We start from the raw sequence: 13284 nt of genomic DNA, 5'->3' as shown, positions 1-13284 counted from the left end.
CCAGTTCTGACGGGAGGTGACCACTTGTGCCGCGTGCCAAGCGGGACTTCGGAACGATTCGTCGGCGCACCAACGGTCGTTACCAGGCCTTCTACATGGGCCCGGATCAGGGCTTCCACCGCGCTCCGTCGACGTTCGATACGAAGGCGGACGCGGAGGCCTGGCTTGTCCACGAGCGCAGGCTTGTCCAGGACGATGTGTGGTCGCCGGCCAGGTCACGACGGGCTCAGGTCAGACGGAAGACGGAAGAGTTCGGCCCATACGCGGAGTCCTGGCTCGAGCAGCGCGACCTGAAGCCGCGAACGCGCGCCCTCTACCGCCGACTGTTCGATCGCTTCCTGATGCCGAGTTTCGCCCATGTGGCTTTACGTGACATCACTCCTGCGGTGGTCCGCGCCTGGTTCAGCGAACTCGACCCGACGCGGCCGACCCAGCGCGCACACGCCTACAGCCTGCTCCGATCCATCCTGAAGACCGCGGTGGACGACGAGATCCTGGCCTCCAACCCGTGCAAGCTGCGTAGTGCCGGGTCAACAAAGAGGGCCAGGCATGTGGAGCCAGCCTCTTTGGATGAGTTGGCCATCCTTGTCGAGCACATGCCGGACCGTTACCGGGCGCTGGTCCTGATCGGGGCCTGGTGCGGACTCCGCTTCGGAGAGATGGCAGAGCTGCGCCGTCGAGATGTCGAACTGAGGACAGGGACACTGCATGTACGCCGGGGTGTGGTCCGGTTCGAGGGTCAGGTTGCCGTTGGTGAGCCGAAGAGCGGCGCCGGGGTCCGCACCATTGCGATTCCGCCACATCTGCTGCCGAGCCTGGAGGCTCATCTGCAGGAGCATGTCGAAGGTGGGCGGGATGCCCTGCTCTTCTCGTCCGTGAAGGACCCTGGCCTGCAGGTCCACCCCAACACCATCTACCGCCACTGGTACCGAGCTCGGGACGCAGCCGGACGCCCAGACCTGCGCATCCACGACCTCCGCCACACAGGTGCCGTCCTGGCGGCTCAATCAGGGGCGACCATCGCCGAACTCATGGCCCGCATAGGTCACTCCACACCCCAGGCTGCCATGCGGTACCAACATGCCGCCCGGGGCCGAGACGCATCGATTGCCGCTGCAATGTCACGCCTGGCGCAGTCGACCGGAGGTGATCCCACCCCTCGCCTCGCCCAGCGGTGACCCGATCAGGATGCCTTCGAACTCACCAGTCCGACACGCGAGGGCACTCTGGTGCTCCTGCCAACCCTGGCGCCACCCCCGAATAGGCTATGTGCCGTGGGTGAGTGGTTCAGCGCTGATCAGCTGCGTGCGTCTCGTCTGCGTGCTGGCCTCACCCAGAGTGAGTTGGCCGCGCTGCTGCGCGCTAAGGACGACCGGCTGAGGGTCCACAACCAGCGCGTGTCGGCGTGGGAGCAGGGCCGCACGACTCCCCGCCCTTACGTCATAAGACTCCTGGCGCAGCTTCTTAACATGCCTGCACCGGCCGCGGCACAGGCCAAGGACTTGCGGGACCTGCGGACGCGAGTCGGCCTGACCGTGCGCGAGGTCGCAGCGGCCGTGACGAAGACCCAGCGCACCGTCTTCCGCTGGGAGAAGGGCGAGACCCTCCCCAACGCGCAAGACCGACTCCTGCTGGCGTCGATATTCGACGTCGACGTGACAGAGGTCGAGAAGGCTGTCGCACTCGTGAGGGAAAGCCGCAGTTAGCCAGGGCCGGCCGGTTGTCCACAGGTGTGCGTGAGGTCGAGCCGGCACCGGCGAAGGCGCGGTAGCCTGCCTGGCAAGCGTGGGGGGAGAGTCCCAACTCTCCGGTGGTCTAGGCGCTTGACGCGCCACGCTACTTCGCTGAAAGGCTAACGCTATAGTGACATTCTGTAGTGGGGTGAACCTCAGGCGTCGATCTGGCGCTTTATGGGAGCAGGGAAGGAACTGCGATGAGACGAACCGGCTTGATGGTCACGACTGCGCTGCTGGCTATTGCGACGCTGGGTGGCTGCGCCGACACGGAGAGTGTGGATCCGGGGACGGCCACGATTACCGCGGCAGCCGTGACGTCCATGCCCACAGAGGAATCGGCCGCGACGTCCTCGCCGCCGAGGCCAGCAGACGCGGTGGCGGTGACGACCGAGGCACTCGAAGACGATCTGGCGATCCAGAAGACCGTTGAGGGCTACTTCGAGGCCCTCGACGAGGCCTACTCGGGAGCTGACGTCGAGATCATCTACCCGTGGTCGAGGGACGTTGCCCGAGAGAAGTGGGTCACCCAACTGATCTCCTATCGAGAGCAGGAGCTTACTTTCGGTGGGACCCGAGCGGTCGAGATGATCAGCCCCCCGGCCATCGAGGGTGACGGTGCGGACGTCCGCGCGTGCTTGGACTACTCGCAGGCCACTGTGACCAATGCCGCGGGGGAGGACGTGACGCCGGAGCGGACCTCCAACCGCCTCGTTCACAGTGTTGTCCTGGAGCGTGAGGAGGAGACCGAGTACGGCTGGATCGTCGTCGACGACGTGTCAAAGAGTGAGCCATGCCCAGATTGATGTGGGGCCTGGTGGTTGCCTGGCTCCTGGGCTGGTTGGCGGGGCCGGCCGCGACCGCAGACCCCGTCACCTGTAGCGAGACAGACCCCTGGACTGGGCAGTGCGTGATCTTCGTGATGCCGCCCCCGCCGGATTATCCCCCGCCAGGTGGGGGTGGAGGGGGCGGTGGGGGTGGTGGCGACGAGGGGCCGGCCGTGTGCTGGGACTGGGTCTCAGAGTCAGAGGTCCCGTGCATCGTGGACGGATGGTATTGGTCTGCGAGTTGGGGCTGCTATACCCAGTACACCAACCCCCAGCCGGTGTGGGGTGACCCGGCGTGGGGTGGGCGTGCCGATGGCGCGATCTACGACTGTGCTCGAGGCATCACCCCCACGGACCCTCTCCCGGATGAGGTGATCCCGCGCTGGTCGGCGGTGCCGCCATGGGGGGCACCGCCCGACCCGCGAGACTTGGCGCTCGAGGCGGTCGAGGCGATGAACCTTAGAGCGTTCGACATTGGCATCGTCCCGCACGACGCCCCGGGTTTCGTCGGGATAATCGGCCTGCCCACTTACATGTGGGTGGAGGATGAGGGACCCTCGACCTGGGGTTCGATCACCCGGACCGCGACGAACGGCCCTTACTCCGTCAGCGCAACGGGCCAGGTCGACCACGTCGTCTGGGACATGGGCGACGGGACCACGGTGACCTGCACCACACCGGGGACACCTTATGAAGATGTCTTCCAAGACCAGCCCTCTCCCGACTGCGGCCACACCTACGAGGAGGACGGGCGGTACACCGTCACGGCCACCAGCTACTGGGTCATCGCGTGGGCGGGGATGGGCCAGTCCGGAACCATTGAGATGGACTTCACTGCTGACACCCAGATCGCCATGGGAGAGATGCAGGTCATCAGCCAGTGAGCCCTCCTCAGGCTCACCAGAAGAGGGGATCCAATGTCGACAACTATCACACACAACGCGCAGACGGGGGAGTCCGTCCCACCCGCCGGGGACTACACCGGGGGCGGGGCGCCCACGCTGCCAGCCCCGCCCAAGCTGCGCCGCCGCCCCATCATCGGCACCCTCGTCGCGTTGCTGCTCATCGTCGCCGGCGCGCTGCTGGGCGTGTGGGTGTGGAGTACCTCGACGGACAGCACCCAGGTGGTTGCCGTCCGCTCGGACGTGCCCCGAGGGAGTCAGATCACAGACGCTGACCTGATGGTCGTGCGGGTGCACCTGGATCCTGCGCTGCGGGCCGTGCCGGCGGGCCAGCTCGACGCCGTCGTGGGACAGCGGGTTGCCCGCGACCTCACCGCGGGCATGCTGCTCACACCGGAGCACGTCGCACCCGAGCTCGTCCCGGGTGAGGGCCAGACGGTGGTCGGTCTGGCCCTCACCCCCGGGTCCATGCCGGGGGAGCCGCTGCGCAGCGGCGACCCGGTCAGGCTCATCGGCACCGCCGGGCAGGGCGACCCGGCCACCCTGGAGGGCGGCCTGGAGGTGCCCGCTGAGGTGACCGCGGTGAGCACCACCGACATGGGCCAGACCGTCCTGTCCGTGGTCCTGGACGAGCGCGACGCGGCGGAGGTGGCCAAGTGGGCCGCAGCCAACCGGGTCGCGGTCGTCCTGGACAGCCGGGAGGGGTGAGGGGCCCATGGCAGTGATCGCGCTGACGTCCGCCTCCGGTTCACCAGGGGTCACGACGACCGCTCTAGGGCTGGCACTGTCCCGCTCTCGCCCGACACTGCTGGTCGACGCGGACCCCACCGGCGGGTCGGCCTACCTCGCGGGCTATCTACGGGGGCAGGTCACGCCCCCTGACGCTCTCATCGACCTCTACATGGCCTTCACCCAGGGCCGGCTGCGTGAGGTACTGCCGCAGGTCCTGGTCCCGATCCCCGACTCGAAGGTGTCTCTGATCCCCGGGATGCGCTCTCATGTGCAGGCCGCCGCGCTCAAGCCTCTCTGGGATCCCCTGTTATCGGCACTGAAGGCACTGGCCGGCACAGGTCAGGACGTGATCGTCGACCTCGGTCGTCTGGGCCTGACCGGTTCGGCCAGCCAGATCGCGCGAGGGGCAGACCTCACGCTCCTGGTGGTCCGGTCCGACCTGGTGGCCCTGGCGGGCGCCCGGTCCTGGGCATCTACGATCGCCTCCGAGGCTGAGGAGGTCGGGGCGGGCAGCACGACGGGGCTGCTGGTGGTGGGCCCAGGCCGGCCTTACGCCGCCAAGGAGATACCCCAGGTCCTCGGGCTCCCCCTGATCGCCTCGGTGGAGTGGGACCCCAAGGCCGCGGCGGCGTTCTCCGCCGGGCAGCAGGTTCGCAAGCTCGGCCAGAGCGGACTGGTCCGCAGCCTGCAGCGAGCAGATACCTCGATCGCGGCCGCAATCGCGCAGGGGCGAGCAGAACTGGTCGTCACAGAGACGGAAGGTGGGGTCTGATGGAGGAGTCCGCGGTGCATCCAGAGACGGGGGCCGGAACTGACCCGGCGGCCCTCCCGCTGTTCCGCACGGACGGGACCGGCGGGCGAGCAGAGGGGCCCAGGCAGGGCCGCCGACGCAGCTCGTTCTCGCTGGCGGGAGTCACCCCGCTTCGGTCGGTCGACTCGACGGAGGGCTCTGTGGCGGCCCGCTCCACCGATGTGGGACAACGGCCCTCGGCCAACGACTGGCGCGACAGCGAGAGCCTGGACTGGACCCTCATCGCCCGGATCCGCCAGGAGGTCGCTGACCGCCTCAGCCAGGAATCGGCCGGCACCATGCTGGAGGACCGGGAGGCACAGCACGACCGAGGCTGGGAGCTGATCGGTGAGCTGCTGGCGCGTGAGTCGAACGAACGCGCGCGAGCCGGCCAAGAGGTCTGGGGCACGGCAGAGCAGGGCAGGATCTCACGGGCCGTGTTCGATGCCGTCTTCGGCCTGGGACGTCTACAGCCCTTGGTCGATGACGACGAGGTCGAGAACGTGATGATCTTCGGGCACGACAGGGTCGCGCTCGGTCTCACCGGAGGACGGCAGGTCCCCGGGCCCAAGGTGGCGGAGTCGGACGAGGAGCTGATCGAGTTTCTCGCCTTCGTAGCCACCCGATCCGAGGTCAACCCCCGTCCATTCTCCCCCTCCCACCCTCGGCTCGACCTGCGCCTCGACGACGGGTCGCGACTGGCAGCTCAGGCGTGGGTCTGCCCGGTCCCCCAGGTGGTCATCCGCCGGCACCGGATGACTCGGGTCTCCCTGGAGGAGATGGTGGAGCGTCAGGCTCTGACCGCTCTGGCAGCCTCCTTCCTGGCGTCCGCGATCCGCAGCGGGATGTCCGTGGTGGTCTCCGGTGCACAGAGCGCCGGGAAGACCACGATGATCCGGGCACTGTGCGGGGAGATCCCGAAGCCGGAGGTGATCGCGACCTTCGAGACGGAGTACGAGCTGCACCTGCACGAGATGCCTGACCGCCACCCCTACGCCTTCGCCTATGAGGCCCGGCCGGGATCGGGGGAGATCGGACCAGACGGCAAACGGGCCGGTGAGGTGACCCTGGCTGACCTGCTGTTCAGCAGCTTCCGGATGAACCTGGACCGGCAGATCGTGGGCGAGGTCAGAGGCCCCGAGGCGATGGCGATGCTCAAGGCCATGCAGTCGGGGTCCGGCTCGATCAGCACGACCCACGCGGCCAACGCCGTGGGAGCGATCGAGAAACTGGTCACCTGTGTCATGGAGGCGGGTGCTCACGCCACCCACAGCTTCGCCGTCCGTGCGGTCGCGGCCGGCATCAACATCATCGCCCACGTGACCAAGGAGGTTGAGCCCCTGGAGAACGGGGAGGCGCGGGTGCACCGCTACATCTCCGAGATCGTCGCCGTCAGCCCCGGTGAGGAGCAGCGCGGGTATGCCACGACCCACATCTTCCGGGCCGCGCCGGGGGAGCGGGTCGCGCGGCCGGTGGTGCTGCCGGACGAGCTGCGTAGCTTGGAACGCTTCGGGTTCGACCTGCCCGCCTTCGTGCGGGAGTCGGGTGAAATCCAATGACACCGTTCCTGGCTGCACTGGCCGGTGCACTGCTGGTCGCGGGCGCTCTCGTGGGTGTTCAGGCCTGGCGCAAACACCCGCCGCGCCCTGCCCGCCCTCAGCGGCCGAGGCGACAGCGCGGGTCCAGGCTCACCCCTCGTGCCCGCCGTCTGCTCCTGATCGGTCTAGCGGCAGGAGCGGTCATCGCCGTGGTGACCGGGTGGGTCGCTGCGATCCTGGTGGTCCCGGCGGTCGTCCTGGGCCTGCCGTACCTACTGAGCGCCCCGCCGGCCGACGCGGAGGTCCGCCGGCTCGAGGCGATGGAGGAGTGGGTGCGATCGGTGTCCGGGGTGCTGACGGCCGGGGTGGGGCTGGAGCAGGCCATCATGACGTCGCTGCGGTCCACGCCTGAGCCGATCCGGCCCGAGGTCTCCCGATTAGTGGGCCGGATTCGCGCCCGCTGGGGAACCGTGCCCGCATTGCGAATCTTCGCCGACGAGCTCAACGACCCGACCGGGGACCTGATCGCGGCCAACCTCATCCTGGGGGCCAAGCGCCGCGGTGCCGGCCTGGCCTCCGTGCTCGACGCCCTGGCGGAGTCGGTCGGCGACGATGTACGTGCGCGACGAGAGATCGAGGCGGACCGGGCCAAGCCACGGAGCAACGCGCGGCTCATCACCCTCATCAGCGTGGCGGTGCTGGGGTTCCTGGCGCTCTCAGGTGACTACGTTGCCCCCTACCGGACCCCGTTCGGGCAGGCGCTGCTCATCGTCCTCCTGACGCTGTACGCCGGAGCCCTGCTGTGGATGAGGAAGATGTCCCAGGGCAAGCCCATGCCGCGGTTCATCGGACAGAGCGTGCGGGACGAGGCGGTGGCGGCATGACCGGTCTGCAACTGATCCTGGTCGCGGGGGCCCTGGTCGGCTCCGGCCTAGCCCTGCTCGTGCTCAGACTGGTGCCGGCCCACCCAGACCTCGGGGAAACCCTCACCCGGCTATCCCCCGAAGGCGCGCGGGAGGTCGGCCGCCGACAGGAACGCCTCGGTCGCGATGCCGACGTGCGGGACGTCCTGGGCTCCCTGGGCGAAAGGATCCTGCCCTCGCGCATCTGGGGCAGCGTCTCGGCCCAGGACCTGGCGATCCTGCGCATGAGCCGAACCCGTTTCTACGGCGAGAAACTGCTCTACTCCTTCATCGGGCTGGTGATCGGGCCGCTGCTGAGCATCGTCCCGATGATCGCCTGGGACGCGGTGCCGTCCTACGTCCCCGTGGGAGCCTCCCTGCTGCTGGCTGCGGCCCTGTGGTTCGTGCCCAACTACAACGTGATCGACGAGGCACGAAAGGCCCGGCTGGGGTTCCGCCGCGCCCTGGGGGCGTTCATCGACCTGGTCGCGCTCGAGCGGGCGGCCGGGTCCGGCCCCCGACAGGCGATGGAGGCGGCCGCCTCGGTGGGTGACTCCTGGGCGTTCCGGCGCGTGGCGGAGGAGCTGGCACGGACCAGGTGGTCGGGGACCACCCCGTGGGACGCCATGCGCGAGCTGGGGAGAGAGACCGGGGTGACCGAGCTGGACGAGCTGGCCGACATCATGCGGCTGTCCGGCGACGAAGGCGCCCAGGTCTACGAGCAGCTGCGTGCCCGCAGCGCCAGCATGCGCTCAGCGATGCTCCAGGCCCAGAAAGCCGAGGCCAACGCCATCAGTGAGCGGATGACCCTGCCGATGACCCTGCTGGGAATCATCTTCCTCGGGCTTCTCATCACCCCCCAAATCCTGCGCCTGGCTTTCGAGGGGTGATTGCCAACACGTGACTGACAAGACATGCCCTGAGCTGTTCCAACCCAACCAGAGACAAACCCACAAGCAGGGGATCACGAAAGGAAAGAACCCCATGAAGCGAAGCATCATCAACACCCACACCGTCATCTCGGCCAAGGCGGCTGAGCTGCGGGAGAACCCCGAGAGGGGATCCATCACCGTCGAGCACATCATGTGGGCCGTCATCATCGTGGCCCTCGTGACCGTGGTCGGTGCTCTGCTGACGGGATGGGCTACCGGCAAGATCGGCAGCCTGGGCTGACATGAAGCGCACGCCCGCCCCCCGGTCTGCACCCCCCGTCCCGCGCCAGCGTGCGGGAATGGGTGGTGCAGACCGGGGGTCGGTCACGGTCCAGATGGTGATCCTGGCACCCGTAATGTTCCTGTTCCTGTTCATGGCGGTCCAGGCCGGCCTGTGGTTCCACGCCCGCAGCCTGGCACTGGGTGCCGCCGAGGACGGGGCCCGGGTCGCGGCGGGAGAGCACGCCTCTGCCGGGCAGGGCGCCGCCGCCGCGGCCGACTTCCTGGCCAGCGGTGGAGGCAGCGACGTGCTGCGTGGAGCGGCCGTCAGTGGTTCACGGACCGCTGAGGTGGCCACCGTCACCGTCACCGGGTCAGCGCCCTCCCTCATCCCAGGATGGGCACCGGAGATCGTGCAGTCAGCCAGCTTCCCCGTGGAGAGGATCACCGGATGAGCGGCGCAGTTCACCGCTGGAGGCGGGCACCCGAGCGCGGCAGTGCCGTCCTCGAGATCGTCGTTCTCGCCCCCGTCCTCTTACTGTTCGTCATGGCCGTGATCTTCGCCGGCCGCTGGGCCATGGCCCAGATGGCGGTGCAGTCGGCCGCTGCCGAGGCCGCCCGGGCAGCCTCGATCGCCCGTTCCGCCGGAGAGGCTGTGGGAGGTGCGTCGGCCGCAGCCTCCGCATCCCTGACCAACCAGGGCGTGAAGTGCGCGTCTCAGTCGGTCAGCATCGACGCCGGCGCATTCGGGCTGCCCATCGGCACCCCGGGTGTGGTCAGCGCAACCGTCACCTGTGTGGTCGACATGAGCGACCTCAGCCTGCCCGGCATCCCCGGCTCACGCACCCTGACCCACACCAGCACCTCTCCGCTGGACACCTACCGAGGCAGGCAAGGATGAGAACCCCTCAGCGACCGCACTGGCCCGGTGACCCCGAGGCCGGGTCCGTCACCGCGTTCACCATCCTCATCGCCTCCCTGGTCCTGGTGATGCTGGGCCTGGCGGTCGACGTCGCCGGACACATCCACGCCATGCAGGAGGCCCGCAGCGTCGCCCGCGAGGCGGCCCGGGCTGGCGGCCAGGAGATGGACAAAGCCCGCGCAGTGCACGGTGTGGACACCGTGACCAACCCCTACCAGGCGGCGGCCGCGGCCAACGCCTACCTGGCCGCCGCCGGAGTCTCCGGACACGCCTCCATGGTCGGTCCCGAGACCGTGACTGTGACCGTGAACTCGACCTACAGCACGAAGTTCCTGGGCGTCGTCGGCATCGGCTCCCTGTCCGCGACCGGCACCGCTGAAGCACGCCTAACCCGCTCCCTGGAAGGGGTCGAGCAATGAGGATCCGACAGGCGATCCGTGCCCTGCTGGCGGCCGTGGTGCTGCTCGGCCTCCTGGCAGGTCTTCCGGTCCTCCTCGTCCTGGTCGGCGGCAACCCGCTGCCGAGCCAGCTGCCGTCGTGGACAGACATCAGCTCCGCGCTGGGCTCACCCGACGACGGCACCTTGGTCCTCTCGCTTGCCGTCGTCCTGGGCTGGGTGGCCTGGTTCGTCCTCCTGGTCGCCACAGCCGCAGAGGTCGTCGAGCAGTTGGCCACCGCCGGCCGCGGCCGGCGCGGCGGTCGCGTGGCGACCCCGACTGTGGGTCTGAGCCTGCCCAGGAGCCTGGTCCGGCCACTGGTGGCCGCCATGCTGGCAGGGTTCGTGAGTCTGCCCGGTCTGACTACGGCCGCGGTCGCCGACACTGGCCAGACAGCCAGCACCGCGGCGCCGACCGCGCAGCAGCAACCCGCCACCGAGGATGCACCGACCCCGACGTACACCGTCCAGACAGGCGACACCCTCAGTGGGATCGCCGCCCGCGAGCTGGGGGAGGGCGGACGCTTCGGGGAGATCTACGCGGCCAACGCCGACCAGATCGTCGACCCAGACCTGATCTACCCCGGTGAGGTGCTCGTCCTGCCTGGGGCACCCCAAACCATGGGCGAGCTCGAAGCGATCGACATCCAGGTGCAGGCGGGCGACACGCTGAGCGGTCTGGCGGCCGAGCACCTGGGGGACGGGAGTCAGTGGCCGGCGATCTACTGGGCCTCGGCGCAGATCGAACAACCCGATGGTGGCCGGCTCAGCGACCCGGACCTGATCGAGGTCGGTTGGCAGCTGAAGGTCCCCGAGGGTGCCGGCGCTTCCGACCGCGCGGACGCGTCGACGTCGACCGAGGCCGTTCCTGACCTCACCCCTTCGGCAGAGGCCGCCGGTGAGATCGGCATGGCTCTCGGGACTCATCTGCGCGTGGTCGAGCCCGCAGCGTCCCCCGAGGCGGCGTCCCAGCCGCAACCCGCGACAACCCCGGAGGCCAGCCCCCGGCCGCAGGCCGACCCCGGCACCGGTGCAGCGCTGCAACGCAGCCCGCAGCAACCCGTGGCGCAACCGACCCAGGCAACAGAGAGCCAGGCCCCGAGCTCCGGCTTCAACCTCGACGCCCCGTGGCTCCTGGCAGGTCTGGCCTCCACGGGTGGGGTCCTGGCGGGCGGCCTCTGGCTCCGTCTGCGCGACCGCCGGCGGACCCAGGACCGGCACCGGGCCCCCGGCAGGATCATCGGTCAGCCGGCCCCCGCCGCGCTGGCACCCGTAGAGCAGACCGTGCAGGTCCTCGGCCCCGTGGCTGCCGTGACCGTGGAGACCCTCGACAGAGCCCTGCGGCACCTGGCGATCACGCTGACCGAGGACGGTCAGCCCGTGCCACCGCTGGTGGCCGGAAGGCTCTCCTCCACCCACGGGATCGACCTGTTCTTCGCCGCCGCGGTCACCCTGCCGGCGCCCTGGATCCCGATCGACGAAGAGGAGACCCGGTGGAGGCTGCAGCAGCCGGCCAGCACCCCCGCCCCCGACGTCGCCGCACCCTACCCGTTGCTGTCGGTGGTGGGCACGGACGACGCGGAGGACACCTGGCTCCTGAACCTGGAAGGCCTCCACGTGTCGATCCAGGGCGAGCAGGAGATGGGGCAAGACCTGGCCCGGTACATCGCGGCCAACACCCTGCTGCAGGGATGGTCCGGCGAGGTCCACGTCGACTGCCTCGGGATCGCGGAGGAGCTGCAGGGGATGGACCCAGCACGGGTCACCGTCACCGGCGACCTCGAGCAAGCCCAGCAGCACGTGCGAGACACCAGGGAGCGGGCCCTGCGCCAGGACGTGCACGACATCGCCACCGCCAGGGTGCGCGGCAGCGGCGACGACACGTGGCCGGCTCGACTGGTCCTGGTGGGGGCAAACACCCCACTGGCCCACGAGATGGCGACGCAGGTCGTGGACGACCCTGACAGGGTCAGTGCCAGCATCGTGGTCTGCGGGTCCGACCTCGGATCAGAGCCGTCTCTGGTGCTCCAGGTCGACGAGCACGGGAGGCTGGACATCTCAGGCGTTGGCCTCCACCTGGTCGCTGCCGGATTGACCGCTGATGAGGCGCGAGGGTGTGCGTTGCTGTGCGAAGCCGCGGAGGATCGGAGCTCGGGCACGGTGCCCGGCCACCTCGACACCCAACCCGACGACCTGCGGCACTACATCGACCAGGCCGGGGCGGTGCGGCAGGACCTGGTCGAGACCAGGGGCGCCGGCGACGAGCCAGATGCACACGAGGTCGAGAGCACGACCGACACCCCCGCCACGGAGCCTTCCGAGGCCGAGGCCGAAGTTCTCACCGATCCGTCCCGGACGACCCTGCCCGCCGCCGACGAGACCTACGTCTCGGCGGCCGCGACCACCAGCAGAGACCTGGACCAGATCGCCCCACTGGTTCCAGAGGCCATCGCGACCAAGGTGCGAGAGTCCGATCCTGACCTGGATGAGGACCTGAAGGCGTGGCACGACAAGGAGGGCCGACGGCCGAGACTGAGTCTGCTCGGTGCAGTCCAGGCCAAGACCTTCGGCCAGCCGATGCCCAACGGCAAGGCCTACCTGGTCGAGGTGCTGTCCTTCCTGGCGCTCCGCCCGGACGGGGCGACCCCCGCCCAGCTCGCCGAGGCGTTCGGGCTCACGGACAAGAAGGCCCGGGATCACGTCTCGACTCTGCGCAAGTGGCTAGGGGTCGACCCGCGCACCGGCACCCTGCACCTGCCGCACGCCGCAGACGCCTCCCGGGCGGACGGGGTCAAGGTCTACCGGGTCGAGGGTCTCCTGGTGGACCTGGACCTGTTCAAGCGTCTGCACGCCCGCGGACAGGCCAGAGGGGCTGAGGGGGTCGAGGACCTGATCGCGGCGCTACGGCTCGTCCGGGGCGAGCCCTTCGACCAGCTCAGAGCCGGCGGGTGGGGATGGTTCTGGGACGGCGGTGAGCGGGTCGACCAGTATGTCCTGGTCGGCATCGAGGCCGTCGCCCACACGGTGATCCTGCACAGCATCCAGAGCGGCGACCTCAGCACTGCACAGTGGGCCGCCCAGGTCTCGCTGCGCGCCAACCCTCACAGCGAGGTCGCCCGGTTGGACATGGCCTCGGTCCTGATGCGGGAAGGCTCCCCGTCAGCAGCGTCGGCTGCGGCTCAGATGCTGCGCAGCGACGTCATCGAACGAACCGACGGACAAGACGTCCCGATGGACCTGCCCGCCCGCACCGAGGAAATCCTGCAGCGCCACCCGCACTGGTGGTCGGGCAAGGATGCCGCCGCCAGCTGACCCCCAGACCGGCTCCCGCCCCGAGTAACGGAAGGCGCG

The 13284-nt window shown here is 69.2% G+C and carries 14 protein-coding genes; all 14 read left to right on the top strand.

Annotated elements, in window-relative coordinates; genetic code table 11:
• Positions 1–26: 26 nt before the first annotated feature.
• The 14 genes from ACTMMA_RS11895 to ACTMMA_RS11830 all read left to right on the top strand — a co-directional run bounded on the left by ACTMMA_RS11895 (position 27) and on the right by ACTMMA_RS11830 (position 13245).
• A complete protein-coding gene (locus ACTMMA_RS11895; RefSeq protein ID WP_441190350.1) occupies positions 27–1178 on the top strand; it encodes a tyrosine-type recombinase/integrase in 1152 nt (383 codons plus the stop codon).
• 96 nt (positions 1179–1274) lie between these two features.
• Complete coding sequence (locus tag ACTMMA_RS11890; RefSeq protein WP_441190349.1) at positions 1275–1706, top strand: helix-turn-helix transcriptional regulator; 432 nt, start codon at positions 1275–1277, stop codon at positions 1704–1706.
• A 227-nt stretch (positions 1707–1933) separates the two neighbouring features.
• A complete protein-coding gene (locus ACTMMA_RS11885; RefSeq protein WP_441190348.1) occupies positions 1934–2539 on the top strand; it encodes a hypothetical protein in 606 nt (201 codons plus the stop codon).
• 392 nt (positions 2540–2931) lie between these two features.
• Positions 2932–3444: a hypothetical protein gene (locus tag ACTMMA_RS11880; RefSeq protein WP_441190347.1), complete on the top strand. Its 513-nt coding sequence runs from the start codon at positions 2932–2934 to the stop codon at positions 3442–3444.
• Between the two features lie 33 nt (positions 3445–3477).
• Entirely contained in the window at positions 3478–4170 is a 693-nt protein-coding gene (locus ACTMMA_RS11875; RefSeq protein WP_441190346.1) for an SAF domain-containing protein, read from the top strand.
• 7 nt (positions 4171–4177) lie between these two features.
• Entirely contained in the window at positions 4178–4966 is a 789-nt protein-coding gene (locus ACTMMA_RS11870; RefSeq protein ID WP_441190345.1) for a CpaE/TadZ family protein, read from the top strand.
• A gap of 14 nt (positions 4967–4980) precedes the next feature.
• Positions 4981–6543 (top strand): TadA family conjugal transfer-associated ATPase, encoded by a 1563-nt coding sequence (locus ACTMMA_RS11865; RefSeq protein ID WP_441190344.1) that lies wholly within the window; start codon positions 4981–4983, stop codon positions 6541–6543.
• Positions 6544–6731: 188 nt separating this feature from the next.
• Entirely contained in the window at positions 6732–7406 is a 675-nt protein-coding gene (locus tag ACTMMA_RS11860; RefSeq protein WP_441190343.1) for a type II secretion system F family protein, read from the top strand.
• Positions 7403–8314 (top strand): type II secretion system F family protein, encoded by a 912-nt coding sequence (locus ACTMMA_RS11855; RefSeq protein WP_441190342.1) that lies wholly within the window; start codon positions 7403–7405, stop codon positions 8312–8314. The genes ACTMMA_RS11860 and ACTMMA_RS11855 overlap by 4 nt, the downstream gene beginning before the upstream one ends.
• Positions 8315–8408: 94 nt before the next feature.
• On the top strand, positions 8409–8597 hold the full coding sequence (locus tag ACTMMA_RS11850; RefSeq protein ID WP_441190341.1) for a hypothetical protein: 189 nt from the start codon (positions 8409–8411) through the stop codon (positions 8595–8597).
• A 58-nt stretch (positions 8598–8655) separates the two neighbouring features.
• A complete protein-coding gene (locus ACTMMA_RS11845; RefSeq protein ID WP_441190340.1) occupies positions 8656–9030 on the top strand; it encodes a TadE family protein in 375 nt (124 codons plus the stop codon).
• Entirely contained in the window at positions 9027–9476 is a 450-nt protein-coding gene (locus tag ACTMMA_RS11840) for a TadE family protein (RefSeq protein WP_441190339.1), read from the top strand. Before ACTMMA_RS11845 ends, ACTMMA_RS11840 begins: the two co-directional genes overlap by 4 nt.
• Positions 9473–9916 carry a TadE family protein gene (locus ACTMMA_RS11835; RefSeq protein ID WP_441190338.1) on the top strand — a complete coding sequence of 148 codons (444 nt, stop codon included), beginning with the start codon at positions 9473–9475 and terminating at the stop codon, positions 9914–9916. Before ACTMMA_RS11840 ends, ACTMMA_RS11835 begins: the two co-directional genes overlap by 4 nt.
• Complete coding sequence (locus ACTMMA_RS11830; RefSeq protein WP_441190337.1) at positions 9913–13245, top strand: LysM peptidoglycan-binding domain-containing protein; 3333 nt, start codon at positions 9913–9915, stop codon at positions 13243–13245. Before ACTMMA_RS11835 ends, ACTMMA_RS11830 begins: the two co-directional genes overlap by 4 nt.
• Positions 13246–13284: the final 39 nt, after the last annotated feature.

The sequence above is a fragment of the Ornithinimicrobium panacihumi genome (assembly GCF_052073805.1).
GTDB lineage: Bacteria > Actinomycetota > Actinomycetes > Actinomycetales > Dermatophilaceae > Ornithinicoccus > Ornithinicoccus panacihumi.
Note: the sequence above shows the minus strand (reverse complement) of the source record. Positions and strands in the feature narration are given on the sequence as shown.

What these genes read in the sequence shown, in the direction of transcription:
- ACTMMA_RS11885 (WP_441190348.1), top strand. Translation starts at nt 1,934, where the DNA reads ATGAGACGAACCGGCTTGATGGTCACGACTGCGCTGCTGGCTATTGCG.
- ACTMMA_RS11875 (WP_441190346.1), top strand. Translation starts at nt 3,478, where the DNA reads ATGTCGACAACTATCACACACAACGCGCAGACGGGGGAGTCCGTCCCA.
- ACTMMA_RS11835 (WP_441190338.1), top strand. Translation starts at nt 9,473, where the DNA reads ATGAGAACCCCTCAGCGACCGCACTGGCCCGGTGACCCCGAGGCCGGG.
- ACTMMA_RS11845 (WP_441190340.1), top strand. Translation starts at nt 8,656, where the DNA reads ATGGGTGGTGCAGACCGGGGGTCGGTCACGGTCCAGATGGTGATCCTG.
- ACTMMA_RS11830 (WP_441190337.1), top strand. Translation starts at nt 9,913, where the DNA reads ATGAGGATCCGACAGGCGATCCGTGCCCTGCTGGCGGCCGTGGTGCTG.
- ACTMMA_RS11870 (WP_441190345.1), top strand. Translation starts at nt 4,178, where the DNA reads ATGGCAGTGATCGCGCTGACGTCCGCCTCCGGTTCACCAGGGGTCACG.
- ACTMMA_RS11840 (WP_441190339.1), top strand. Translation starts at nt 9,027, where the DNA reads ATGAGCGGCGCAGTTCACCGCTGGAGGCGGGCACCCGAGCGCGGCAGT.
- ACTMMA_RS11855 (WP_441190342.1), top strand. Translation starts at nt 7,403, where the DNA reads ATGACCGGTCTGCAACTGATCCTGGTCGCGGGGGCCCTGGTCGGCTCC.
- ACTMMA_RS11850 (WP_441190341.1), top strand. Translation starts at nt 8,409, where the DNA reads ATGAAGCGAAGCATCATCAACACCCACACCGTCATCTCGGCCAAGGCG.